21 protein-coding genes and 2 pseudogenes are annotated in these 21,751 nt (G+C 66.4%); 7 read left to right on the top strand and 16 right to left on the bottom strand.

Going from position 1 to position 21,751, the window contains the following annotated elements; genetic code table 11:
- The 8 genes and pseudogenes from tnpC to BLT64_RS17705 form a co-directional block, all read right to left on the bottom strand.
- Positions 1–1,043 (bottom strand): annotated as a pseudogene (gene tnpC / locus BLT64_RS17670) (IS66 family transposase); the annotation flags it as partial.
- An 85-nt stretch (positions 1,044–1,128) separates the two neighbouring features.
- Positions 1,129–1,293: an IS66 family insertion sequence element accessory protein TnpB gene (gene tnpB / locus BLT64_RS27740; RefSeq protein WP_081465046.1), complete on the bottom strand. Its 165-nt coding sequence runs from the start codon at positions 1,291–1,293 to the stop codon at positions 1,129–1,131.
- Between the two features lie 12 nt (positions 1,294–1,305).
- Positions 1,306–1,620, bottom strand: a pseudogene (locus BLT64_RS17680) (transposase); the annotation flags it as partial.
- A gap of 223 nt (positions 1,621–1,843) precedes the next feature.
- Positions 1,844–2,944 (bottom strand): flagellar basal body P-ring protein FlgI, encoded by a 1,101-nt coding sequence (locus tag BLT64_RS17685; protein ID WP_011748979.1) that lies wholly within the window; start codon positions 2,942–2,944, stop codon positions 1,844–1,846.
- Positions 2,941–3,960, bottom strand: a complete 1,020-nt coding sequence (locus BLT64_RS17690) for a flagellin N-terminal helical domain-containing protein (protein WP_011748978.1) — start codon at positions 3,958–3,960, stop codon at positions 2,941–2,943. Before BLT64_RS17690 ends, BLT64_RS17685 begins: the two co-directional genes overlap by 4 nt.
- The gene (gene flgK, locus BLT64_RS17695; RefSeq protein ID WP_011748977.1) at positions 3,957–5,417 is read right to left on the bottom strand and encodes a flagellar hook-associated protein FlgK; all 1,461 of its coding nucleotides are present in this window, start codon (positions 5,415–5,417) and stop codon (positions 3,957–3,959) included. Before flgK ends, BLT64_RS17690 begins: the two co-directional genes overlap by 4 nt.
- A 55-nt stretch (positions 5,418–5,472) precedes the next feature.
- On the bottom strand, positions 5,473–6,813 hold the full coding sequence (locus BLT64_RS17700; RefSeq protein ID WP_011748976.1) for a flagellar hook protein FlgE: 1,341 nt from the start codon (positions 6,811–6,813) through the stop codon (positions 5,473–5,475).
- 87 nt (positions 6,814–6,900) lie between these two features.
- Entirely contained in the window at positions 6,901–7,701 is an 801-nt protein-coding gene (locus BLT64_RS17705) for a flagellar motor protein MotB (RefSeq protein WP_011748975.1), read from the bottom strand.
- A gap of 262 nt (positions 7,702–7,963) precedes the next feature.
- Here BLT64_RS17705 and BLT64_RS17710 point away from each other — a divergent pair, with 262 nt between their 5' ends.
- The 5 genes from BLT64_RS17710 to BLT64_RS17730 all read left to right on the top strand — a co-directional run bounded on the left by BLT64_RS17710 (position 7,964) and on the right by BLT64_RS17730 (position 12,570).
- Positions 7,964–8,644 (top strand): paraquat-inducible protein A, encoded by a 681-nt coding sequence (locus BLT64_RS17710; protein WP_011748974.1) that lies wholly within the window; start codon positions 7,964–7,966, stop codon positions 8,642–8,644.
- A complete protein-coding gene (locus BLT64_RS17715; RefSeq protein WP_011748973.1) occupies positions 8,641–9,300 on the top strand; it encodes a paraquat-inducible protein A in 660 nt (219 codons plus the stop codon). Before BLT64_RS17710 ends, BLT64_RS17715 begins: the two co-directional genes overlap by 4 nt.
- Entirely contained in the window at positions 9,297–11,363 is a 2,067-nt protein-coding gene (locus BLT64_RS17720; RefSeq protein WP_011748972.1) for a PqiB family protein, read from the top strand. Before BLT64_RS17715 ends, BLT64_RS17720 begins: the two co-directional genes overlap by 4 nt.
- 1 nt (position 11,364) lies before the next feature.
- On the top strand, positions 11,365–12,015 hold the full coding sequence (locus tag BLT64_RS17725; protein ID WP_011748971.1) for a PqiC family protein: 651 nt from the start codon (positions 11,365–11,367) through the stop codon (positions 12,013–12,015).
- A gap of 78 nt (positions 12,016–12,093) precedes the next feature.
- The gene (locus BLT64_RS17730) at positions 12,094–12,570 is read left to right on the top strand and encodes a DUF2867 domain-containing protein (protein WP_011748970.1); all 477 of its coding nucleotides are present in this window, start codon (positions 12,094–12,096) and stop codon (positions 12,568–12,570) included.
- A 6-nt stretch (positions 12,571–12,576) separates the two neighbouring features.
- On the opposite strand, the gene ferA is transcribed toward BLT64_RS17730, so the two are convergent.
- The 4 genes from ferA to BLT64_RS17750 form a co-directional block, all read right to left on the bottom strand.
- Positions 12,577–13,122 (bottom strand): flavin reductase FerA, encoded by a 546-nt coding sequence (gene ferA, locus BLT64_RS17735; RefSeq protein WP_011748969.1) that lies wholly within the window; start codon positions 13,120–13,122, stop codon positions 12,577–12,579.
- Positions 13,123–13,182: 60 nt separating this feature from the next.
- On the bottom strand, positions 13,183–14,004 hold the full coding sequence (locus tag BLT64_RS17740) for a 3'(2'),5'-bisphosphate nucleotidase CysQ (RefSeq protein ID WP_011748968.1): 822 nt from the start codon (positions 14,002–14,004) through the stop codon (positions 13,183–13,185).
- Positions 13,991–15,343, bottom strand: coding sequence for a TldD/PmbA family protein (locus BLT64_RS17745; protein WP_011748967.1), 1,353 nt, complete (start codon positions 15,341–15,343; stop codon positions 13,991–13,993). The genes BLT64_RS17740 and BLT64_RS17745 overlap by 14 nt, the downstream gene beginning before the upstream one ends.
- Positions 15,344–15,438: 95 nt before the next feature.
- Positions 15,439–16,989 carry a DUF2125 domain-containing protein gene (locus BLT64_RS17750; protein WP_011748966.1) on the bottom strand — a complete coding sequence of 517 codons (1,551 nt, stop codon included), beginning with the start codon at positions 16,987–16,989 and terminating at the stop codon, positions 15,439–15,441.
- 86 nt (positions 16,990–17,075) lie between these two features.
- Between BLT64_RS17750 and BLT64_RS17755 the strand changes: the two genes are divergently transcribed.
- Entirely contained in the window at positions 17,076–17,693 is a 618-nt protein-coding gene (locus BLT64_RS17755) for an enoyl-CoA hydratase/isomerase family protein (RefSeq protein ID WP_041530297.1), read from the top strand.
- Positions 17,694–17,778: 85 nt separating this feature from the next.
- Here BLT64_RS17755 and BLT64_RS17760 read toward each other — a convergent pair whose 3' ends face one another.
- The 4 genes from BLT64_RS17760 to BLT64_RS17775 form a co-directional block, all read right to left on the bottom strand.
- On the bottom strand, positions 17,779–18,120 hold the full coding sequence (locus tag BLT64_RS17760) for a DUF2853 family protein (protein ID WP_011748964.1): 342 nt from the start codon (positions 18,118–18,120) through the stop codon (positions 17,779–17,781).
- Positions 18,121–18,197: 77 nt separating this feature from the next.
- Positions 18,198–18,647: an HIT family protein gene (locus BLT64_RS17765; RefSeq protein WP_011748963.1), complete on the bottom strand. Its 450-nt coding sequence runs from the start codon at positions 18,645–18,647 to the stop codon at positions 18,198–18,200.
- Positions 18,648–18,709: 62 nt separating this feature from the next.
- Positions 18,710–20,101 carry an adenosylhomocysteinase gene (ahcY, locus tag BLT64_RS17770; protein ID WP_011748962.1) on the bottom strand — a complete coding sequence of 464 codons (1,392 nt, stop codon included), beginning with the start codon at positions 20,099–20,101 and terminating at the stop codon, positions 18,710–18,712.
- Positions 20,102–20,170: 69 nt separating this feature from the next.
- Positions 20,171–20,614, bottom strand: a complete 444-nt coding sequence (locus BLT64_RS17775) for a hypothetical protein (protein WP_011748961.1) — start codon at positions 20,612–20,614, stop codon at positions 20,171–20,173.
- 165 nt (positions 20,615–20,779) lie between these two features.
- On the opposite strand from BLT64_RS17775, the gene BLT64_RS17780 reads away from it, so the two are divergent.
- On the top strand, positions 20,780–21,703 hold the full coding sequence (locus BLT64_RS17780; protein ID WP_011748960.1) for a glucokinase: 924 nt from the start codon (positions 20,780–20,782) through the stop codon (positions 21,701–21,703).
- Positions 21,704–21,751 lie beyond the last annotated feature (48 nt).

Consider the following 21,751-nt stretch of genomic DNA (forward strand, 5'->3'; position numbering starts at 1 on the left):
CGGCAAGGCTCGGGCCAGCATTGCCCCCGTCCTTGCGGACGAGTTGGTTGTAGGCGGCGTAGCCGTCCACCTGGAGGATGCCGCCATAGCCGCCGAGATGCCGGCGCACGCATTCTCCGGATCGGCTGTCCTCAAACCGATAGGGCACCATGGGCGGTCCGCTGCCGCCGAAGGTGCTGTCGTCGCGGGCATAGGCCCAGAGCCAGGCCTTGTTCACGGTGCCGGTTCCGGGCGCGAGGGTCGGAAGGCCGGTCTCATCGGCGAAGACGCGCGGACCCTTCAGAATTTCGCCCACCACATGCGCAGCGAGGATCTCCAGCTCGAAGCTGACCCTGCCTATCCACTGCGCCATCAGCCGCCGGTCGATCTCCACCTGGTCGCGAGCATAGATCCCTTCCTGCCGGAACAGCGGCAGGCCATCGGCGTATCTGGAGACCGCAATCTGCGCCAGCAGCGCCTCGGTCGGCAGGCCGCTTTCGATGATGTGGGCCGGGGGCGCGCGCTTGGATGACGCCATCCGCGCCGTTGAACGCATATTTCGGGCGGCGGGTAACGATTACACAGAACCTGGCCGGGGTGACGTCCAGCCGCTCCGAGATGTCTTCGCCGATCAGCACCTTCTGCTTGCCCGCATGTTCCGGCTGGACCTCGGGTTCGATTACCACCTCGACCCGCTCGAGATGGGGCGGAAAGCCCTTGCGCGGCCGCGGAGCCCGCTTCTCGCCCGAGGCCCGGTCTTGGCCTGTCTGCGCCTTCAGCACCGCGATGCCGGTCTCGATTTCCTCGAAGACGAAAGCGTGCTGCGCCTCTTCGTCAGCACCGACCCCGACGACGCCCAGCTTCTCGGAGCGCCGCCCGAACCGGGCGCGGTCATAGGCTTTCAGGATCTGCATCAGCCGCTTGATCCGCGCGTCGGCATCGAGGCTGCGGGCCTTCAGGGCCGCATTCTCTTCCTCCAGCACGGTCGTCTTGTCCGCCATGGCGCGGACCATGGCCTTGAGCAGGTCCATGTCATTGGGCAGGGAAAGATCATCGGTGCGCATGCTGCACAGGATAGCACATCCCGCCTTGCCGCACCTCGGGTGATCCACGTTCGGAGCGGGGGTGATTTACTTTGCCGCAGTCTGGTTATCCAGCAAATACAGGCGCTTTCACCACCACTGGACGCACCCGCTTCCAGTCCAGGCCCTCCAGCAGCGCCATCAGTTGGGCGTGGTTGAGCTGCACCCGGACAGGCCCGATCCGCGGCCAGCAGAACGAGGATTGCTCGAGCCGCTTGGCAAAGAGGCAGATCCCGCTGCCATCCTACCAGACAATCTTGACCCGGTCCGCCCGCTTCGCCCGGAACACGTAAAGCGCCCCGCTGAACGGATCAGCACGCCAATCCGGTGGCATGGCTGGATGAATTGCGCATAAGTTTGCGGATAGCCGGCCGCTATCGCGCCGGACATCGACAACGGTCTTGTGGGCGGGCGTCAGCCTGCCGATCAGCCACATCACTTCGACATTCCCGCTGATCTTACGCTCCGGTCCGCGATTGGACGGGATCCGGTTCAGGTGGCCATAGATGAGCAGCTTGAGCAGCACTGCCGGGCGATAACCGAGCTGACCGGTTTTGGCAGAGCTGACTGCATGAAACCCTGCAGATCCAGTTCACGTGCGAGCAGATCGACCATCCGAACCGGATGATCATCGCCAATCCAGTCCTCCACCCGATCCGGTAACAGTGCCATTTGGTCGCGCCGAGCGACATCGAAGAAACGACCATGGCACCCCTCCTGATTTCGCGGAATCGTAGTATGGCAACAAGTCTTGATACCCCTCCTGCCGCTCCGTTTTGGTTTCAGTTCACGATGAATTCGGCATGCAGCGCCCCGGCGGCATGCACTGCCTTCAGGATATCGATCATATCACGGGGTCTGATGCCTAGCGCATTGAGCCCCGCGACCACGTCCGACAAAGATGATTCGCCGGTTATTTCGGCAAAGCCGATTCCTGGCTCCTGCGTGATTTCGGCCTGCGTCCTAGGCAGGGTTACGGTCTCTCCCGGTGCGAAGGGGTTGGGCTGTGACACGACGGGAGTTTCGCGGACCCGCAGCGTCAGGTTGCCCTGTGAGACGGCCACGCGCGAGATGCGCACGTCCTCGCCCATGACGATCGTGCCGGATTTATGGTCGATGACGACTCGTGCGGCCATCTCGGGCTCGACAGTAATATTCTCGATTTGCCCCATCAGACGTGCCGGATTCACCCGGCCCAGAACGGTGGAGTCGATCACGATGGTTCCCGAATCGACAAGTTCGGCCAGTCCACGCCCCAGCTTGCGGTTTATCGCGGCCTCCACACGTGCAGCGGTGGTGAAGTCGGGGTTTCTCAGCGCCAGGCGCAGATTCGTCATCTGGGAGAAATCGAAGGCGACCTCTCGTTCTATCCTGGCGCCAGAAGGAATCGCACCGGTCGTGGGAACGCCCTGAACGACCGAAGCGGCTTTGCCAGAAGCCTCGGCGCCCCCCGCCAGAACCGAACCCTGCGCAACGGCGTATATTTCACCGTCCGCCGCGTTCAGCGGCGTCATGACCAGCGTGCCGCCCAACAGGCTTTTTGCGTCGCCTATCGCCGCGACGCTGACATCAATCTGCGAACCGGAGCGTGCAAATGGCGGCAGGGTTGCGGTGACGATCACTGCCGCGACGTTCTTGGGACGAAATGCTTCGTCGGTGACGTTCACGCCCAGCCTCTCGAGCAAGCCGGCCATGATTTCTTCGGTAAAGGGCGAGTTCCGCAGGCTGTCGCCCGAGCCGTTGAGCCCGACCACCAGACCATAACCGACCAGGTCGTTGCCCCGAACACCGTCGATATTGGCAAGATCCTTGATGCGCACCGGGGCGGTAAGACCCGGACTGGCAAGGCTGAACAGTATCAGGATAAGGCAGAGAAACCTCATGACAGGTAATCCGTCAGGTTAAGGCGGGAAAGCCGGGCCGTGATGGCATACAGGCTTTGAATTTTTGCTTCGGTCTCCTCCAGGGTGGTCACGGTTTCAAAAGGATCGGCGCCGATCAGGTTCGTACGTGCGATCGAAAGCGCCGCCGTTTCTGCTGAGTTTCTGGTTTGCGCTTGGGTGACGATCGCTTGCTGTCGGCCCAGGTCGGCCTGGGCGCTGATCAACCCGGCGGCACCCTTGAGCAGCCGTGTTCCGGCCTCGGAAAAGAGATCCCGCAAGGTTGCCGTGTCGATTGCCGCGCCTGCTTCGGATGCATAGGCGATGATCGCCATTCCCTTCAGCGTATCGCGCAGTGCCGTCGAATTCGCTGTCAGGGATTTGTCGATCTGGCGATCCGGTGAGATCGAAAACCGGGTGCTGCCATTGTCGTCGCCTTGATAGATCCTGTCGGCAAAACCTCCCATCCCGGCGGGTGCGTCGAACCACGCATCAATGCGATCTGCGATATCTGCAGCCGTAGTGACACCTGCGACCGTGCTGGTCAGTTCCGCGAGCATCACGTCGAAACTGCCAAGCGGTGCACTGTCGGTTCGGCTGCCTGCAAACAGATATTGCCCACCGATACTGGTGTTCAAGACGCTGAACATCGACCGGAAATCCTGCTTGGTACTGTCGGCGCGCGCTCTCAGATCGTGCTCGCCAGAGATGTTGGGCTCACTCAGCAGTCGAGGGCCCAAATCGTCCACGACGCCATACACCTGCTCAAGTGCCGCCTGCATCGTGGTGAGCCGGTTCTGTGCTTCCGACGCGTTTTGCTGGAAGGTGGTCAGAAGCTGCAATCGCGATTCAATATGCGAAATTCCAGCCAAATCGCCGCCAAGTGCCTTGGGAATATCCGATTTGACCCCGGAGATCATCTCTTGGGTCAAGCGGTCCAGCTTGGTCCTGAGCCCGTTCTGGCCAAGCCGGAGTTGATAGGAGCGGGACAGATCGCCGATGGAATGAAACGAAGTCATGTCAGCCTCAGAATAGCGTCGAGCATATCGTTTGCGGTCTGAAAGACCTTGGCATTGGCGGCATAGGCGCGCTCCAGGGCGAGCAGGCTTTCCATTTCCTTGTCGCTGTCGACCCCTTCTGCGAGGAGGGCCGCCTTGAGACCGGACTGGTGCGAGCTGCTTTGCAGCGCGCTGGCTTCGGAACGAATGCGATTCGTGGCTGCGCCCGAAGACAGCTCTGCGGAAAGTGTCTGCAAGCTACGCGGTGCGTTGGAAAGATGGGCGGAAGCCGGAAAGCGCGAGGCCGAGATTGCCGAGCTTAGACGGTCAAGCAATGCGCTTTCCCCCGAATTGCCGGGGTCGGGCGCGTTGATACCGGCGCGAATCCGCCACAGCTGTCCGCCCGTCTCAGGGCTCACCAGGAAAGTTACGGCGATACGGCCAGCGAAACCGGATTCGTTGGCGGGGTCGAAGGCGCCTTGTGCATCCGTGAACAGTCCCGGGCCGCCGGTATTCAGGGAAGAGTCGATCATGGGATCGGACAGCCGGTCATACAAATCGCGGGCGAAAGCGTCGATCTGCTGCTGATAGGCAGGAGCGATCTGGTCGCGAATGGCGAAATTCGCACCCAGGCTTCCGCCGCTCAGCATGGTCTGCTGCTGCGGGCCGGTAAGCGGCTTGCCGTTGAGGGTCAACGCAGAAAGGGCACTGCTGCCGATGGACATCTCGGCGGTGATGCCAGGGACGGCGCTGAACTCGATCCTCGCCGGCTCGGTTCCGTCCAGCAGAATGGCTCCGTCGGGTGTGAACAGGGCGATCCTGCCGTTCTCGCGCGGCACCTCCTTGATCGGCAGGATATCCGAGATACCGTCTATCGCCGCCTGGCGGGCATCGACCAGCGAGGAAGCATCCTTGCTCTGCGCTGTGATCGTAACGATCTGTGCATTCAGTTTCGCCACCTGCTGCAACGCCGCATTGAGCCGTGAAACGTCGCTTTCGATGGCCTGTTCGGCCTTGCTGCGCTCCGCCTGGATCGTTGTGGATATGTCGTTGATCTTCTTTGCCAAGGCGGTGGCGGTGTCGAGCACATTCGATAGGCGCATATCGCTGTCGGGTCGTGATGCCGCACTGGTCAGGGCGGATTCGAAATCCGTCAGGCTTTGCCCGAGCGAGGAGATCCCGGTCCCGGTGCCGAAGGCTTTTTCCATGGCCGCGTGGAATGCGGCGACGGTTCGGGACGAGCCGACACCCGCCTCGGCCAGCCGATTGTCTGCAATCAGTCCGGCGGTGAATATCCGGCTGACACCATCGATGTTTACGCCGCCACCGTGCTCGGACGGGCGCGACGACAGGTCGAGTTCCCGGCGCGCATGGCCGGGCGTCAGGGCGTTTGCGATATTGGAGGATACGATCTCGATGCCCCGCGAGGCTGCGGTCAGGCCCGAAACGGCGTTGGAGATGGCGGACGAAATGCTCATGGACAAGCTCCGGTTTCTGGGCGCGGGGTGCGGTCTGGATCAACCCCGATCAAGGTCAGCGTTTGAGATTGGCCGTTTCCTGCAGCATCTCATCGACGGTCTGGATGACCTTGGCGTTTGACGTATAGGCGCGCTGGGTCTGGATGAGGTCGGTCAGCTCGGCCGCGACATCGGTCGTCGATGCTTCGCGTGCATAGCCCGCGACGGCTCCGGTGGGGCCATCGCCGGCATTCCAGAGATAGAACGCGCCGGATCGGGGCGAGATCTTGTAGGTCTGGTTGTCCATTGCGATCAGGCCGTTCGGATTGGGAACATCCACCAGCGGCACCTGATACAGGGTCCGTGTGAAGCCCGTGTCGTAGGTGGCCTGGAGATAGCCGTTCTCGTCGATCTCAAGCGCGGTCAGGTTGCCGACGGGTGAGCCGTTCTTGCTGACATTGGTGGGGGAAAAGCTGGCGCTGAGCTGCGTGATCCCCTGGTTGTCGCCATATCGGCCCAGATTGATGGTCATGGGGCCGTTCGCGCCGGGAACCGTCAGCAGGCCTGTTGCCGCGCTATAGGCGCCACCGGCCGCCGTCGTGACATTCGCAAGGGTGCCGCCGCCGGCCTGGCTGTTGTCGAATTCCAGCGTATAGATGCCAATCAGGGATTCGTCGGCGGGCGTGGCCGGATCGTTGATGATCGCCGAGTCGCGGATTTCCATCGTCCAGCGATTCGTCTGAGCCCCGGCAGCGCCGGTGATGTCCGGCCTGAAGGTGACGGTCATTCTTTCGGAATTGCCGAGATTGCCGAAATATTCGACCTCCATCTCGCGTTCGGTGCCGGTGGCACCGCCGACCGCTTCGCCGGCGGGCAGGTTCACGCGCAGGTTGATCCGGGTCGTCGGGTCTGCCGCGGTTTGGCTGGGACTGATCATGATCGGTTGCAGGCCGGTCGTGGAATCTCGCGGTTGGCTGGGAATCGTGCCGTCGGAGTTGGCCGGCCAGCCCATCAGCACCAGACCGGAATCGGTGCGCAGGTAGCCCTGGTCGTCGGTGCGAAACGAGCCGGTTCTGGTCATCACCAGGTCGCTTGACGTGGCCGTCCCTGAATCCAGGGATGCGGAATATATGACCGGAAGCATCCCCCGCCCTGAAATCGCAATGTCCAGCGGATGCGAGGTGGGAACCAGGTTGCCGCGCTCATCGACTATCCGGCTGGTGGCGGCGCGGACCCCGTTGGCGGTATAAAGCCCGCCGCCGCGGCCCTGGTTGATCACCATGCTTTCAAAACTGGTGTCCACCCGCTTGTAGCCATAGGTGCCGGAGTTCGCGATATTGTCGGAGATGGTGGCCAGGCGCGTCGAATTGGCGGCGAGCCCGGACACCCCGGCGCTGAGGGCAGATGAGATCGACATTTTATTGTCACCCCTGTGTGAGTCGTTTCGCGTGAAGTTTGGCGACCGGGGGTTAACATGCCGCTAACGGCGCCCTGCCGCGGCGGGTCATCTCAGTAAAATCACTTCGATCCTGTTGTTGTCCGGGTCCATTGGGTTGACCGATCGGTTGCGCCTGTCGGCGAATGCGGTGACGCGCTGGATACGCGTGGTGTCGAAACCCGCGCCCTCCAGCAGGTTGCGCAGGGCATGGGCACGGGCGTCGGACAGCGCCCAGACCGGGGATTGGATCAGCATCTCGGGGTAGGCGCGGACATGGCCGGTCAGGGCGATCTCGTTTCTGACGCGCCCCAGCACGCCCGAGAGAATACCGGCCAATTCCTTCATGGCGGGGGTCGGCTGGGCGCTGTCCCCGACGAAAAGCGGCTCGTCCATCAGGTCGGTCAGTTCGATGACCAGCCCTTCGTCCGTCATGCGGGTCACGACGTGGCGCAGCAGGTTGACCTTTTGCAGGGATTCCGCGCCGCTGCCCGTCAACTGGTCCTGGATGTGGCGAGCCATGTCCTCGAAGCCGGTATCACGCCCGTCCTGGGTGCGGGCGGCCAAACTGTCGCGCGAGGCGCCGGCACCCTTGCCGGAATTGGTCTCGGCATCCTGCACCTCGCCCCCGAAGGGACCGTCATGGCCGCTGCGGGTCGATTGGATCAGCGTCGGGTTGAAATAATCCGCCAGCCCCTGTCGCTGCTTTTCGGTGGTTGCGTTCAACAGCCACATGAGCAGGAAAAAGGCCATCATCGCAGTCACGAAATCGGCATAGGCAACCTTCCAGGCGCCGCCGTGATGGCCGGCGTCGCCCCCGCCCTGAACCTTTTTGATGATGATCGGGGCGCTGCCGCCGTTCCCGGCCATGAGCCATTCCTTTCGCTGCCTGCACGCAAGGTCAGGTGCGGGGCGGTGAAATTCCAGTTAATGGCTCAAATGCCGGCTATTTCCCTTGGGTGCTCCTGTCAGGCGGAGTTTTTATGAAGGGATATCAATCCCATCTCCGGCCGGCATCGCCGTGCGCGATGAAGTAGCCGCCGGCCGGAGCCGTGCGGAATCGTCCAAGGCCGACGAATCGGCCGCCGCCGTGGCATCTTGCGCCGGCCCCGCGCCCCTATATTCTGCCCCGATGCAGACCGAGGGCGAATATGATCTGTCCACCGGCGCGGGGCTGATCGCCTGTCCGCGCTGCGACGCGTTGCATGTCGAGCGCGAGCTGGAACCGGGCGAAACCGCCCGCTGCGTGCGCTGCAACACCGTTCTGGCCAGCCCCCGCGCCGGCGCCTTTACCCGGATCATCGCGCTGTCCCTTGCCTCGCTGGTGCTGATGGTGGGGGCGGTGTTCTTTCCCTTCCTGGAGATCTCGCGCATGGGGTTCGGCAACGAGACCTCGCTTTTCGGGGTGGCGCTGGCCTTTTCGCACGGGGCCCTGATGCCGCTGACCGTGGCGGTTCTGGGCATGATCGTCGGCCTGCCGGTGCTGCGGGCGGTGCTGCTGGTCTATACGCTGCTGCCCCTGTCGCGGAACCGGGCGCCCTATGCCCATGCCGTCCCGGCCTTTCGCCTGTCCGAGGCGCTGCGGCCCTGGTCCATGGCCGAGATATTCGTCATCGGCACCGCCATTGCGCTGGTCAAGGTCGCGGGGCTGGCGAATATCAGCCTGGGCCCGGCATTCTGGGCCTTTTGCGGGCTGATCCTGGTCAACGCCGCCAGCAACGCCTTTACCAGCGCCACCACGATCTGGGACGCCATCGAGGATGCAGGGATGGCCACCGATGGGCGCGAGATCGTGCCGGAGACGCGGGCATGAGCGCGCCCCAAGCCCCGGCGCCGGTGCTGACCGCGCATCGCGCCGGGCTGGTCGGCTGTCGCAGCTGCGGCCGGGTCTGGCCCGAATCCGAAACCACATGCCGCCGCTGCGGCGGCGCGCTGGTGCCGCCCGACCGGCGCTGCCTGAACGCGGTCTGGGCCTGGCTGGCGGCGGGGTTCGTCTTCTATATCCCGGCGAACCTGTTTCCGATGCTAAAGACCTCGACCTTCGGCGGGCTGCGCGGCAACAGCGAATCCACCATCCTCGGCGGCGTGGTCGAGCTGATGCACTATGGCAATTACGGCGTCGCGGCGATCGTCTTCCTGGCCTCGATCGTGGTGCCGATCGGCAAGTTCATCGCCATCAGCTGGCTGGCGCTGGTCGCGGGGCGCCCTGCGACCGTCCGGGCCGCGCATAAGCGCCTGCATCTTTACGAAGTGGTCGAGTTCATCGGCCGCTGGTCGATGATCGACGTGTTCATCGTGGCGATCCTGTCGGCGCTGGTGCAGCTGGGCTTCGTCGCCTCGATCCATCCGGGGCCTGCCGCGGTGTCCTTTGCGCTGTCGGTTGCCTTCACCATGCTTTCCGCGCAAAGCTTCGATCCGAGATTGATCTGGCGCGGCCTTCCGCTGCGCAGCCGCAAGGACCACGAATGACCGACAGGCCCTCGCCCGAGCGCAGCGACGCCCCCCTGAAACCCGCAGAACCCGCCCGCAAGCCCGCGGCCCGCGCCGTGCGGGCCGGGCTGCCGCTGATCTGGCTGGTGCCCATCGTGGCGCTGATCGTGACGTTGGGCGTGGGCTGGAACGCCATCGCCAGCCGTGGCACGCTGATCTCGGTCGCCTTCAAGGACGCGACCGGCATCACGCCCGGAGAGACGGCGCTGAAATTCCGCGAGATCACCGTGGGCAAGGTGGAATCGGTCCGCTTCACCGAGGATCTGCAACAGGTCGAGGTGAACATGCGCGTGGACAAGGACCTTGCGCCCTATATCGACAAGGATGCGCAGTTCTGGATCGTGCGGCCGCAGGTTTCGGCCCAGGGCATCTCGCGGCTGGATACCGTTCTGACCGGCTCTTTCGTCGAGGGTTACTGGGACAACCAGGTGGACGGTCCGCAGACCAGGTTCCAGGGCCTCGACAAGCCGCCGCTGACGAGTTTCGGCGAGAAGGGCACCTGGATCGTGCTGGCGGCCGAACGCTCGCGCGGCATGACCGAGGGCGCGCCGGTGCTGTTCCGTGGCCTGCCGGTGGGGCGGATGCAGAACCTGCGGCTTTCCGAAACCGACGAGGGCGTGCTGACCGACGTCTTCATCGCCGCGCCCTATGACGAGTTGCTGACCACGAACACGGTGTTCTGGGACACTTCGGGCTTTTCGGTCTCGCTGGGCGCGCAGGGGGTTTCGCTGAACGTGAACTCGCTGGCCTCGGTGCTTCAGGGCGGTGCGGAATTCGCCACGCTGACCTCGGGCGGGGCGCCGGTCGAGAACGGGCACGTCTTTTCCCTGCAACCCGACCGCAGCGCGGCCGAGGCGAACCTGTTTGCCGACGAAAGCAGGGCGCTGCGCTTGACCATGCTGATCGACGAGTCGGTGAAGGGGCTGGAGACCGGCGCCGACGTGCAGTTCATGGGCCTGACCGTCGGGCGCGTCACCAGGCTGGCCGCGCGTATCGTCCAGGATGCGGACGATCAGGACCGGGTCGAGCAGGAAGTGACGCTGGCCCTTACGCCCGAGCGGTTGGGCCTGTCCGGCGACGTGACGCCGGAGCAGGCGCTGGACTTCATGGCCGGCCAGGTCCGGGGCGGCCTGCGCGCCCGCCTGGCCAGCGCCGGCTTCTTCGGCACCTCGCTTCAGGTCGAGTTGGTCGAATTGCCCGATGCCGAACCGGCCGAGCTGGACCGCGAGGGCAGGCCCCATCCGATCATCCCCTCGGTTCCCGGCGACATTTCCGATTTCAGCGAGACCGCGCAGGGCTTCCTGACCCGCGTCGGCAACCTGCCCATCGAGGAAGCGCTGAAATCCGTCACCGACATGATGAACAGCGTCACCGCCATCGCCAGCAGCGAGGACACCCGCGCCATCCCCGGCGCCCTGCGCGGCACGCTGGAGGATGCGCAGGCCGCTGCCGGCGAGATCCGCCAAGTCACCACCGAACTGCGCGAATCCGGTGCCGTGGGGCAGTTGCGCCGCATGGTGGACGAGGCCGCCGCCGCAGCCGAGGCGGTCAAGCTTGCCGCCGCCGACGTGCCGGCGATGGTCGACCAGATCGATGCCGCCGCGGTCAAGATCGAGGCGGTGGATTACGCCGCCATCGGCACCGAGGCCGAGGGCATCCTCAGGGATGTGCGTGCGCTTCTGGGCACGGAGGATGCCGAGCAACTGCCCAGGAACCTGTCCGAGACGCTGAAATCCGCCTCCGGCCTGCTCAACGACCTGCGCGACGGCAATGCGGCGGGCAGCCTCAACAACGCGCTCGCCTCGGCCAGCACCGCGGCGCAGGATGTCTCGGATGCGGCGAAGCGCCTGCCGCAGCTTTCCGCGCGGCTCGAGGCGCTGGCGGCACGGGCCGATGCGGTGATCGCCGCCTATGGCGACCGCTCCAGCTTCAACAACGAGACCATCAACCTGATGCGCGAGATGCGCCGCGCCGCCAATGCCTTCGGCAGCCTTGCGCGGACCATCGAACGCAATCCGCAAGCCTTCATCCTGGGACGATAAGATGCGCCTGATCCTTGCCTCTGCCGCCTGTCTTGCCCTGCTCGGCGCCTGCTCGAACGGCGAAAAGACCGCGCGCTACCTGATCGACCCGCCGGCCACGGGCGAGCGGGTCGCCGACCGGCTGGGCACGGCGGAGCTCAAGGACGTGTCCTTGCCGGAATACGCCTCGGGCGGCGAGGTCAGCTGGCAGACCGGGGACGGGGCCGTGCGCTCGAACACGAAACAGCTCTGGGCGGACGATCCGCAGCGGGCCTTTACCCTGACGCTGGCGCGGGCGATCTCGGACCTCTCGGGCGCCACGGTGATCGCCGAGCCCTGGCCGCTGGCCGAGCCGCCGCGGCGGCGGCTGGAGGTGCGCGTCGAAAAGGCGCTGGCGCAGGCCGATGGGCTTTATCGCCTGACCGGGCGCTATTTCGTCTCGGACGAGGGGGCGGGCGGCGCCAACCAGGCGCGCAGCTTCGACATTTCCGTGCCGCTTGCCGACCAGAACCCCGCCGCCATCGCCCGCGCGCAGTCGCAGGCCATCGCCCAGCTTGCCCGCCAGATCGCCACGCTGTCCGGGCCGGGCCGGTCGATCCGCACCAGCACCGCGCCGGTGCCGCGGATCGACGACATCTTCTCGCAGCCGCTGCCGCCGCTGGAGGGCAGCTGAGCCCGGCTGCGACAGTTTGACGGCTTTCCGCAGCACCGTCCCCGCCTAGACTGCGCCCATACCGGCGGCGGAGGGCCAATGCGGACCGATCAGATCCAAGGGGTGCCGCTGCTGGCACCGCCCGGGCGGCTGAACTATCTCGACCGACAGGCGGTGCTGCTGCCCGCGCCGATCACCCCGCTGGAGGCGTGGAACCGCATTCGCAGCCAGCCCTTGCCCCTGCTGGGCCTGGCCTTTCGCATTCGCGACGCGGTGTCGGCGCGGTTCGGGGTGCGGCGCATCGGCGGGCTGGGCAAGGCGCCCAGCGATAGCGTGCGCGCCGGTCAGCGCCTGGATTTCTTTTTGGTCGAACATGCCGCGCCCGACCTGCTGGTGCTGACCGAGCGCGACCGGCACCTGGACGTGATGACCTGCATTTCGACCCAAGGGGCGGAACTGGCGATCACCTCCTCGGTGGTGACGCATAACCGTTTTGGCCGGGCCTATATGCTGGTGGTGGGACCGGCGCATCGGCTGATCGTGCGCGCCATGCTGCGCCGGCTGATGCGCGGCTAGCCCGGCCTAGCCGGCATCCGGCTCGAACTGGCCGAAGCGGCCGGCGGCAAAGACCAGCGGGTGATCGCCCGGCCCCGCCACGGTCACGCGCAGCACCCGCCCGATCAGCACCGAATGGTCGCCCGCTTCGTGCGCCGCATGGGCGGCACAGTCGAAACGCGCCGCCACGCCTGGGATCACCGGCACGCCCTCGGGGGTCAGCACCGTGTCCAGCCCCTCGAACTGGCGACCGCCGCGGGTAAAGCGCAGGCAGGTCTCCAACTGCTCCGAGCCCAGGACATGCACCGACCAGGCCCCGGCCTCGGCAAAGGCCGCGTGGCGGGCCGAGGTGCGGGCCGGGCACCACAGCACCAGCGGCGGCTCCAGCGAGACGCTGGAAAAGCTGTTCACGGTCATGCCCAGCGGTCCCTGCGGTCCGGCGGTGGTGACCACGGTGACGCCGGTGGCGAACCGCCCCAGCGCCTCGCGCAGCAGCCGTGCCTCGGCCGTGGCGGGATGGAAGGTGATCTCGTCGGCCAGCCGGTCGCGGGTCGCGGGGGGAAGACGGCTCATGTTCGCGCCCTGTCGTCGTCTGCGGGACTAGACCAGAGCGGCTCCGGCCTTTTCCCCTTTCTAGCCGCCGCGCGGCGGGGCATCAAGCTGGCTGGCGGTGCGCAGCCTGTGCGGGGTCATCGCCGCAAGCAACTGATCGTGCAGGGCGGGTGGTGCCACCACCAGCCCGTCGGCCAGCGGCCGGGCCGCGTTGAAGCGCATCGGCGCGCCGGTAAGGTCGCTTGCCACGCAGCCGGCACGGGCGGCGATCAGGCTGCCCGCCGCCACGTCCCATTCCCAGGCCGGCCGGGTGGACAGCGTGGCGTCGAACTGCCCGTCCGCCACCAGGCACAGCCGCCAGGCCAGCGAGGGGCGGAAGCCGCGCTTGAGCGGCGGCGCCACGCCGCGCCAATGCACGGGGTCGAGGCTCGGCTTGCCGGTCAGCACATGCGCGCCCTCGAACCCATGCGCCGAGGGTGCGATGGGTTTGCCGTCGCGCAGGGCCGGCCCCTCGGCCGAGGCGGCATAGGTGGTGCGCTGCGCCGGCAGATGCACCACGCCCGCGACCACCCGGTCGCCGCGCGCGATCGCCAGCGCATTGGAAAAGCCGACCTGCCCGTCGATAAAGGCGCGGGTGCCGTCGATCGGGTCGATGATGAAGCAATGCTCGGCCTGAAGCCGGGCCGGATCGTCGGCGCTTTCCTCGCTGAGCCAGCCGTAATCGGGGCGGGCGGTGCGCAGCAGGCGCTCCAGATGTGCGTTGACGGCCAGGTCGGCCTCGGTCACCGGGCCGGCGCCGTTGCCCTTGTCCCAGACCCGGGGATCGCGCCGCCAGTAGCGCAGCGCGATCTCGCCCGCCTCATGCGCGGCCTGTTCCAGCAGGGCAAGGTCACTCGCCGGCAACGGTCATTCCCTCGACCAGCAGGCTGGGCACGCGCATTGCCCGCCAATCGGGCAGGTCGCTGGCGGCGGTCATGCGCAGCAGCATGTCGCGCAGGTTGCCGGCGATGGTGCATTCGTTGACGGCATAGGCGATCTCGCCGTTCTCGACCCAGAAGCCGCCGGCGCCGCGCGAGTAATCCCCGGTCGTGCTGTTGATCGAGGCACCCAGCATCGAGGTCACGACCAGCCCGCGCCCCATCTCGCGGATCAGCTCCTCGCGCGATTTCTCGCCCGGGGTCAGCTCCAGGTTGGTCACGCCGGGCGAGGGCGGGCTGCCGGCCCCGCGCATGGCGTTGGCGGTCGATTCCATGCCCAGCTTGCGGGCGGTGGCCAGGTCCAGCGTCCAGCCCTGCAAGACGCCATCCGCCACCATCAGCCGCGGCGCGGTCGCCAGCCCCTCGCCGTCGAACAGGCGCGAGGAACCATAGCGCGGCCGGTGCGGATCCTCGCGCAGGTCGAACCCCTTGGGCAGCACCTGCTCCCCCAGCGCATCGCGCAGCCAGCTGGCGCCGCGCGCGACCGAGGCGCCGTTCACCGCCGCAACTAGATGGCCGATCAGCCCCGAGGCGACGCGCTCGTCGTAAAGGATCGGAAAGGCGCCGGTCGGGGGCTTCCTTGCGCCGCGGCGGGCGACGGTGCGAAGGGCGGCAAGCCGGCCGATCTCTTCGGGCGAGGGCATGTCGGCGGCATGGACACGGCTTTCGCCGGCCCAGTCGCGCTCCATCCCCAGCCCCTCGCCGGTGATGGCGACGGTGGACAGGCTGTGGCCGCTGCGTCCGTAGCCGGCCGAGAAGCCGTTCGTCGCCGCCAGCCACATATGCCGCTGAGAATGGCTGGCGCCGGCGGATTCGATCTGCGAGACGCCCTCGACCGCCAGCGCCGCCGCCTCGGCCCGCAGGGCCACATCCTGCAATGCTTCGGGCGTGGGCTCGGGGCTGGAATCGTAAAGGCCCAGCCGGCCGCTGTCGGTGTCGCGGGCCAGTTGCTCGGGCTCGGCAAGGCCCAGCGTGTCGTCCACCGGCGCCTCGCGCGCCATGGCGACGGCGCGGGCGGCCATTTCCTCGATGGTGCGGGCCGAGCGGTCCGAGGCCGAGACGCAGGCCTGCCGCCCGCCGACCAGAACCCGCAGCCCGATCTCGACCCCCTCGGCGCGCTCGGCATGCTCCAGATGGCCGGCCCGCACATCCACCGAGACGGCGGCGGCTTCCAGCGCCACGGCATCGGCCTGGTCGGCGCCCGCCTTGCGCGCCGCCGCCAGAAGCTGCTGCGCCAGGGCCTCGAGTCGATGGTATTCGGACATGCGGTTCACCTTCGATAAGCGCGGGGGCCGCGACGACAACGCCCGGCCCCCGCAATGCGATCCGTCAGGGCGCACCGGGCGCCGCGCCGGACGGATTACTTGATCTGCTGGCCGTTGGCAAAGATCGAGCCGTCTTCCTTGAACTCGAGCCTGGTTTCCAGCTTGTCCTCGCCCTCGGCGACCGGCTTGGCGAACATGGCCATCATCATGCGCACGCCCATGATCTGGTCCTCGGGGATCAGGCCCATGGCGCCCAGCTTGTCGATCAGCCCGTTCACGCCCTCGTAGCTGGCGTTGACCTCGCCGACCGGGGTGGTCATGTCGCCGCTTTCCGGTGCCTTCAGCGTGCCCTCGGCATTCACCTTGGCGCCAAGCGCGTTCAGCGCGAACTGGTTGATGGCGACCTCGACCGGCTCGAAGGGCTGCGGCGAGGCTTCCGCCGCGTCCATATCCTCGCTGCCGTCCTCGGGTGCCTCGTCGGCGGCGGGCGCCATGCTGGCCGGGTCGAAGATGTCCTTGGTCACCTTGATCTGCCCGGTCACGTCGATGTCCAGCGAGGCCGGGTCGCGCGGCAGCTGGCCCTGCGCGTCGAACAGGTTCCAGATCGCATCGCCCAGCGTCAGGCCGGCCAGCGAATAGGCGAACTTGAAGGGCTGTGCCTCGTCGGACTGCATCACCGGCAGTTGCATGTCGAAGCTGCCGCTTTCGATCGCGTAGTTGATCGGGAAGGGCATGTCGCTGCTGGTCAGCTCGAAGCTGCCGGCGTCCGAGCCCGCCTGATAGGCCATGCCGTCCTGCGACAGCGCATAGCTCAGCTCGAAGCCCTTGCCGTCGTATTTGCCGGCGCCGCTGGTCGGCTGCTCGTTCTCGTCCGTGCCGGCAAAGTCGAAGTTGGCGACCAGCGCGCCGGATTTCAGCACGCCGCTCATGGCAAGCCCGGCCTTCAGCGCGGCGTTCATGTCCTCCTCGATCTTGGTGCCGTCGGGGACGGCCATCTCGCCGGTGGTTTCCAGATCGCTGAGGCTGCCCTCGAACTTGACGGTGCCGCCTTCCTCGCTGCTCACATCGCCCGAGAAGGTGATCGCGCCCGATTTCATCGCATAGTCGTATTTCGCGGGCGAGCCGGCGACGATGTGGAAGGTGCCGGTCGAATCCGCCACGCCGACCTTGATCGGCAGCGGGGTTTCCTTGTCGCCGCTCTTGATCGTGGTCAGGGTGAAATCCATCGTGGGATAGTCGAACTCATGCGTCATGTCCTCGGGCGCGCCCGAGGTGACGATGACGTTGCCCGGCATGTCCACGGTAAAGGGCAGGCTGTAGCTTTCCCCGTCGGGATCGGTGCCTTGCGCCTCGCCGGTCATCTGGTCGGCGAAGACGGTCTTGACCTTGCCGTCGCCGCTGTCGCTCAGCGTGACCTGGGGGATGCTGAAGCTGACCTGGCTGTCGGGCACGCCGCCGCTGATGGCGATGTCGCTGAGGGTCAGCGTATCGCCGGCCTTGTCGCGCTTGCCCTCGGTCACGGTATAGCCAAGCGATTGGTAGTAATCCACCCAGGACTGCCACACCTGTTCCGAAGTCACGTCGGCGAAGGCCGGGGCGGTCATCGCGGCAAGCGCCAGGGCAGAGCTTGTCAGTCGCAGGTTCATTTCATAACACCTTTTCGGCGAGAATTGCATAAGAAACACCAACCCGGCTTTTGCCACAGCCAGCGCGCGGGTCCAAGGAGGGAATGATGATCGCAAGGGAATTCGTCGGCGGAATCGGCCGCATCACCATTGCGCGCCCGGCCAAGGCGAACTCGCTGACCGGCGCCATGCTGGCCGACCTGACGGCGGCCTTCGACGCCCTTGCCGCCGAGCCCGGCCTGCGCGCCGTGATCCTGACCGGCGAGGGCGCGGTGTTTTCCGCCGGGGCCGATCTGGACGAGGCCCGTGCCGGGCTGGCCCTGTCCCCGGAATGGGAGCGGCTGTCCGCCCGCGTCGCCTCGATGCCCTGCCTGACCATCGCCGCGCTGAACGGCACGGCGGCGGGCGGATCGCTGGGCATGGTGCTGGCCTGCGATTTGCGGCTGGCGGTGCCGGGGGCGAAAATCTTCTATCCGGTCATGCGCTTGGGCTTCCTGCCCCAGCCCAGCGACCCGGTGCGGCTGCGCGCGCTGGTCGGGCCGTCGCGCGCCAGGATGATCCTGATGGCCGGCCAGAAGATCCCCGCCGAAGAGGCGCTGGCCTGGGGCCTGATCGACCGGCTGGTCGCGCCCGAGGCACTGCTGGACGAGGCCGCGGCACTGGCCGGCGACGCCTGCGCGGCCGATGCCGGCCACATCGCGGCGATCAAGCGGATGCTGGACTGACGCCTCCGCCTGGCGCCCGCCTGCAGCGCGGCGGGCGGGGATTCAGTCGCGAAATGCGGTGTGACGTTGCGTCACAGCACGGCCTTCAGGCATAGGCCGACTGTTTGCCGAAATGCGTGCAGAGCATGTAATAGACCACCGCGCGATACTTGTTGCGGTTCGAGCTGCCGTATTTCGCCACGACATCGTCGATGGCCGCGGAAAGCTCGGGGCCGTCCGGCAGGCCCAGTTTCTTCACCAGGTAGCTGGTCCTGATGCGCTCGAGTTCGGTCTTGTCCGACCCGGCCACGGTCTCGCCGTCGGCATTGTAGATCGAAGGCCCGCAGCCGATGACCACCTTGGTCAGCAACTCCATGTCGGGCGTGACGCCCAGCTTTTCCTTCATGTCGGCGGCGTATTTGGCGATCAGATCGTCGCGCTTGCTCATTGCTCTGTCCCCTTCGGATTGGTCATCCGAGGGAAAGCCTAGCGCCGGGCGGGCAAATATCAACTGAAACTGCGCACCTACGGCGCGGCATCCTGTCCTGCGAAGGCTGGGGCCAGCACCTGGGCGATCCGGGCGCCCTCTTCGGCCGGCAGTTGCGGCGGCGCCGAAAAGCTGCCGATGCCGTCCTGCAGATAGGCCTGGGACGAGACGTCGTGCACATGATGCATCGGGACGACATGCGCATGGGCATGGGCGACATGGATGCCGGTATAGAACAGCGCCACCCGCTCGACCGCGTAGATCGTCTTCATCTGCCGGGCGAGGCGCTGCGCCCAGGAGGTGATCCGGGTGGCAAGATCTTCGGGCAGGTCCTCGAACCAGGGATAATGCCGCTTGGGGATGATCAGGCAATGGCCGGGGCGGATGGGATGCAGATCCAGAAAGGCCAGGATCTCGTCGTCCTCATGGACCCGGTGCGCCGGCAATTCGCCGCGTGCGATGCGGCAGAACAGGCAATCGTCTGACATCTGGCAACCCTCTTGCCGCTATGCGGCGCAGGCCCCGGGGTGCCCGGGACCCGCGCAAATGCTCAGTAACGGTAATGCTCCGCCTTGAACGGCCCTTCCGGGGTCACGCCGATGTAATCGGCCTGTTCCCGGCTGAGCTTGGTCAGCTTGACGCCGATCTTGTCCAGATGCAGCCGGGCGACCTTTTCGTCCAGCGCCTTGGGCAGGATATAGACCCCCGGCGCATATTCGTCGTTCTTGGTCCACAGCTCGATCTGGGCCAGAACCTGGTTGGTGAAGCTTGCCGACATCACGAAGCTGGGATGCCCGGTCGCGTTGCCCAGGTTCAGCAGCCGGCCTTCGGACAGCAGGATGATGCGATTGCCCGAGGGCATCTCGATCATGTCCACCTGTTCCTTGACGTTGGTCCATTTGTGGTTGCGCAGCGCCGCGACCTGGATCTCGTTGTCGAAATGGCCGATATTGCCGACGATGGCCATGTCCTTCATCTCGCGCATGTGCTCGATGCGGATCACGTCCTTGTTGCCGGTGGTTGAGACGAAGATGTCGGCGGTTGCGACCACATCCTCCAGCAGCACCACCTCGAACCCGTCCATGGCGGCTTGCAGCGCGCAGATCGGATCGACCTCGGTCACCTTGACGCGTGCGCCGGCGCCGCGCAGCGACGCGGCCGAGCCCTTGCCCACGTCGCCATAGCCGCAGACCACCGCGACCTTGCCGGCCATCATCACGTCGGTGGCGCGGCGGATGCCGTCGACCAGCGATTCCTTGCAGCCGTACTTGTTGTCGAATTTCGACTTGGTGACGCTGTCGTTCACGTTGATCGCCGGGAAGGGCAAGAGCCCCTTCTTGTGCAGGTCGTAAAGCCGATGCACGCCGGTCGTGGTTTCCTCGCTGACGCCCCGGATCGCATCGCGCTGCCTGGTGAACCAGCCGGGCGAGGCTTCCAGCCGCTTGCGGATCTGGGCGAACAGCGCCTCTTCCTCCTCGCTGGTGGGCACGTCGATCAGCCCGGTTTCGCCGGCCTCGACGCGCGCGCCCAGCAGCACATACATGGTCGCGTCGCCGCCATCGTCCAGGATCATGTTCGCCGGACCTTCCGCGAACTGGAAGATCTGGTCGGTATAGGACCAGTATTCCGGCAGCGTCTCGCCCTTGACGGCAAAGACCGGGATGCCGGCTTTCGCAATGGCCGCCGCCGCATGGTCCTGGGTCGAGAAGATGTTGCAGGACGCCCAGCGGACCTCGGCCCCCAGCGCCACCAGCGTCTCGATCAGCACGGCGGTCTGCACCGTCATGTGCAGGCTGCCGGCGATGCGGGCGCCCTTCAGCGGCTTCGCCTCGCCGTATTCCGCGCGCAGCGCCATCAGGCCGGGCATCTCGGTTTCGGCGATGTCCAGTTCCTTGCGGCCGTAATCGGCCAGGGCGATGTCTCGGATGATGGAATCGGTCATGGGGCCCTCGCGCCTTGTGCTGTCGGCGCGGCCTTACCATTCCCGGCGCGGTCCTGCAAACCCAAGCGGTCAGCCGTTGAAACCCGCCTTGACGAAGAACACCTGCGGGCTGGTCGCATCGCTGAACCCGATCCCCGAGGCGATCACGCAGCTTGTCGCATCCGGCCGCTCGAACACCACCGTCCAGGTGCCCAGCACGTCCGAGCCCCACAGCGTGACGCCATCGGTCCCGGTGGCGATGCGGGCCTCGCCGAAATCATGGCTCAGGGTCTGCTCCAGATCGGCCTTGTGCTCGCACCAGGGCTGGTCGTCCACCGCGTCCTCGGACAGCGGCAGGGTGCGCGCCACCTCGCGGACGGCGCGCGGGTCCATGCCGGCGATGGCGGACCATCCGCGCGGATCGGCCATGTTCTCCTCGCGGGTCTGGATCGACGCCTGCGCGGATTGGCCGGGCAGGGCCAGCAGCACCGCCAGCAGGGCGGGTGCGATGCGGGGGGCCAGGGTCATGTTCATTGCCTCAACCTTTCGCTTGCGCGGGTGATCGACGGAAAAACCCGCGCCGACCCGCCGGGGTTCCCGAAAAGTTCTGGCAGGGATGCGAATGTGAGCGCTAGCAGGATCGTGCCGGATGGCTTAGAAGGGCCCGAACGAGGCTACGCGGCAAAGGGGGGGGAAGGCATGGCGATCCTGTTGGCGGATGTGGGCGGCACCAATGCGCGGATGGCGCTGGCGCGGGACGGCGCGCTTGCGTCCGGGACCATCACCCGGTTTCGCGGCGACGACCATGCCAGCTTCGACGAGGTGGTGACGAAGTTCCTGGCCCAGCAGGGCAGCCCGCGGATCGACGCGGTCTGCGTCGCCGTCGCCGGCCCGGTCTGGGGTGACGAGGCGCGGCTGACCAATCGCGACTGGACCTTTTCCGAGGCGCGGCTTTGCGCGCTGTCCGGCGCCCCGCGCGCCCGGCTGATCAACGACCTGACCGCCCTGGGCTATGCCACGCCCGCGCTGGACGGCGAGGCGGCGGGTTTCCTGCGCGCGGCGCCCGAGGGTGCGTTGTCGAACGGCCAGCGGCTGGTGGTGAATGCCGGCACCGGCTTCAACGTCTGCGCGGTCAAGGTGCTGCCGGACGGCGGGATCGCCTGCCTCGAGGCCGAGGAAGGCCATACCCGCCTGCCGCTTTCGGTGGCCGATCCGCTGGCCGAGGCACTGGGCGATGCCGGCCGTGCGATTGATTCGGTCGAGGAGCTGTTCGCCGGCCGCGGCCTTGCCCGGCTGCACGCGCTGCGCATGGGCACGCCGCAGGGCCGGGCCGAAACCGTGGTTGCCGCCGCCGCCGAAGGCGATGGCGCGGCCGAGGAAACGCTGGCGCTTTATGCCCGGCTGTTCGGGCTCCTCTGCCGCGAACTTGCCTTGCGATTCATGCCGATGGACGGGATGTTCCTGGCCGGCAGTGTCGCCCGCTCCTGTACCGATCGGTTCGAAATTTTCGAGCGCGCCTTCCTCTCCGACCCGCTGATGGCGCGGATTCCGCAGGCGGTCCCGGTCGGCGTGATCCGCGACGACATGGCCGCGCTGCATGGCTGTCTGGCCGCAATCCGCTGAAAATCGCCCGAATTCGGGCTGCTGCGCTGGATTTTGTTAACGCGGCCT

Source organism: Paracoccus denitrificans (genome assembly GCF_900100045.1).
GTDB classification, from domain to species: domain Bacteria; phylum Pseudomonadota; class Alphaproteobacteria; order Rhodobacterales; family Rhodobacteraceae; genus Paracoccus; species Paracoccus denitrificans.

What these genes read in the sequence shown, in the direction of transcription:
- BLT64_RS17685 (WP_011748979.1), bottom strand. Translation starts at nt 2,944, where the DNA reads ATGAGGTTTCTCTGCCTTATCCTGATACTGTTCAGCCTTGCCAGTCCG.
- BLT64_RS17690 (WP_011748978.1), bottom strand. Translation starts at nt 3,960, where the DNA reads ATGACTTCGTTTCATTCCATCGGCGATCTGTCCCGCTCCTATCAACTC.
- flgK (WP_011748977.1), bottom strand. Translation starts at nt 5,417, where the DNA reads ATGAGCATTTCGTCCGCCATCTCCAACGCCGTTTCGGGCCTGACCGCA.
- BLT64_RS17700 (WP_011748976.1), bottom strand. Translation starts at nt 6,813, where the DNA reads ATGTCGATCTCATCTGCCCTCAGCGCCGGGGTGTCCGGGCTCGCCGCC.
- BLT64_RS17705 (WP_011748975.1), bottom strand. Translation starts at nt 7,701, where the DNA reads ATGGCCGGGAACGGCGGCAGCGCCCCGATCATCATCAAAAAGGTTCAG.
- BLT64_RS17710 (WP_011748974.1), top strand. Translation starts at nt 7,964, where the DNA reads ATGCAGACCGAGGGCGAATATGATCTGTCCACCGGCGCGGGGCTGATC.
- BLT64_RS17715 (WP_011748973.1), top strand. Translation starts at nt 8,641, where the DNA reads ATGAGCGCGCCCCAAGCCCCGGCGCCGGTGCTGACCGCGCATCGCGCC.
- BLT64_RS17720 (WP_011748972.1), top strand. Translation starts at nt 9,297, where the DNA reads ATGACCGACAGGCCCTCGCCCGAGCGCAGCGACGCCCCCCTGAAACCC.
- BLT64_RS17725 (WP_011748971.1), top strand. Translation starts at nt 11,365, where the DNA reads ATGCGCCTGATCCTTGCCTCTGCCGCCTGTCTTGCCCTGCTCGGCGCC.
- BLT64_RS17730 (WP_011748970.1), top strand. Translation starts at nt 12,094, where the DNA reads ATGCGGACCGATCAGATCCAAGGGGTGCCGCTGCTGGCACCGCCCGGG.
- ferA (WP_011748969.1), bottom strand. Translation starts at nt 13,122, where the DNA reads ATGAGCCGTCTTCCCCCCGCGACCCGCGACCGGCTGGCCGACGAGATC.
- BLT64_RS17745 (WP_011748967.1), bottom strand. Translation starts at nt 15,343, where the DNA reads ATGTCCGAATACCATCGACTCGAGGCCCTGGCGCAGCAGCTTCTGGCG.
- BLT64_RS17750 (WP_011748966.1), bottom strand. Translation starts at nt 16,989, where the DNA reads ATGAACCTGCGACTGACAAGCTCTGCCCTGGCGCTTGCCGCGATGACC.
- BLT64_RS17755 (WP_041530297.1), top strand. Translation starts at nt 17,076, where the DNA reads ATGATCGCAAGGGAATTCGTCGGCGGAATCGGCCGCATCACCATTGCG.
- BLT64_RS17760 (WP_011748964.1), bottom strand. Translation starts at nt 18,120, where the DNA reads ATGAGCAAGCGCGACGATCTGATCGCCAAATACGCCGCCGACATGAAG.
- BLT64_RS17765 (WP_011748963.1), bottom strand. Translation starts at nt 18,647, where the DNA reads ATGTCAGACGATTGCCTGTTCTGCCGCATCGCACGCGGCGAATTGCCG.
- ahcY (WP_011748962.1), bottom strand. Translation starts at nt 20,101, where the DNA reads ATGACCGATTCCATCATCCGAGACATCGCCCTGGCCGATTACGGCCGC.
- BLT64_RS17775 (WP_011748961.1), bottom strand. Translation starts at nt 20,614, where the DNA reads ATGAACATGACCCTGGCCCCCCGCATCGCACCCGCCCTGCTGGCGGTG.
- BLT64_RS17780 (WP_011748960.1), top strand. Translation starts at nt 20,780, where the DNA reads ATGGCGATCCTGTTGGCGGATGTGGGCGGCACCAATGCGCGGATGGCG.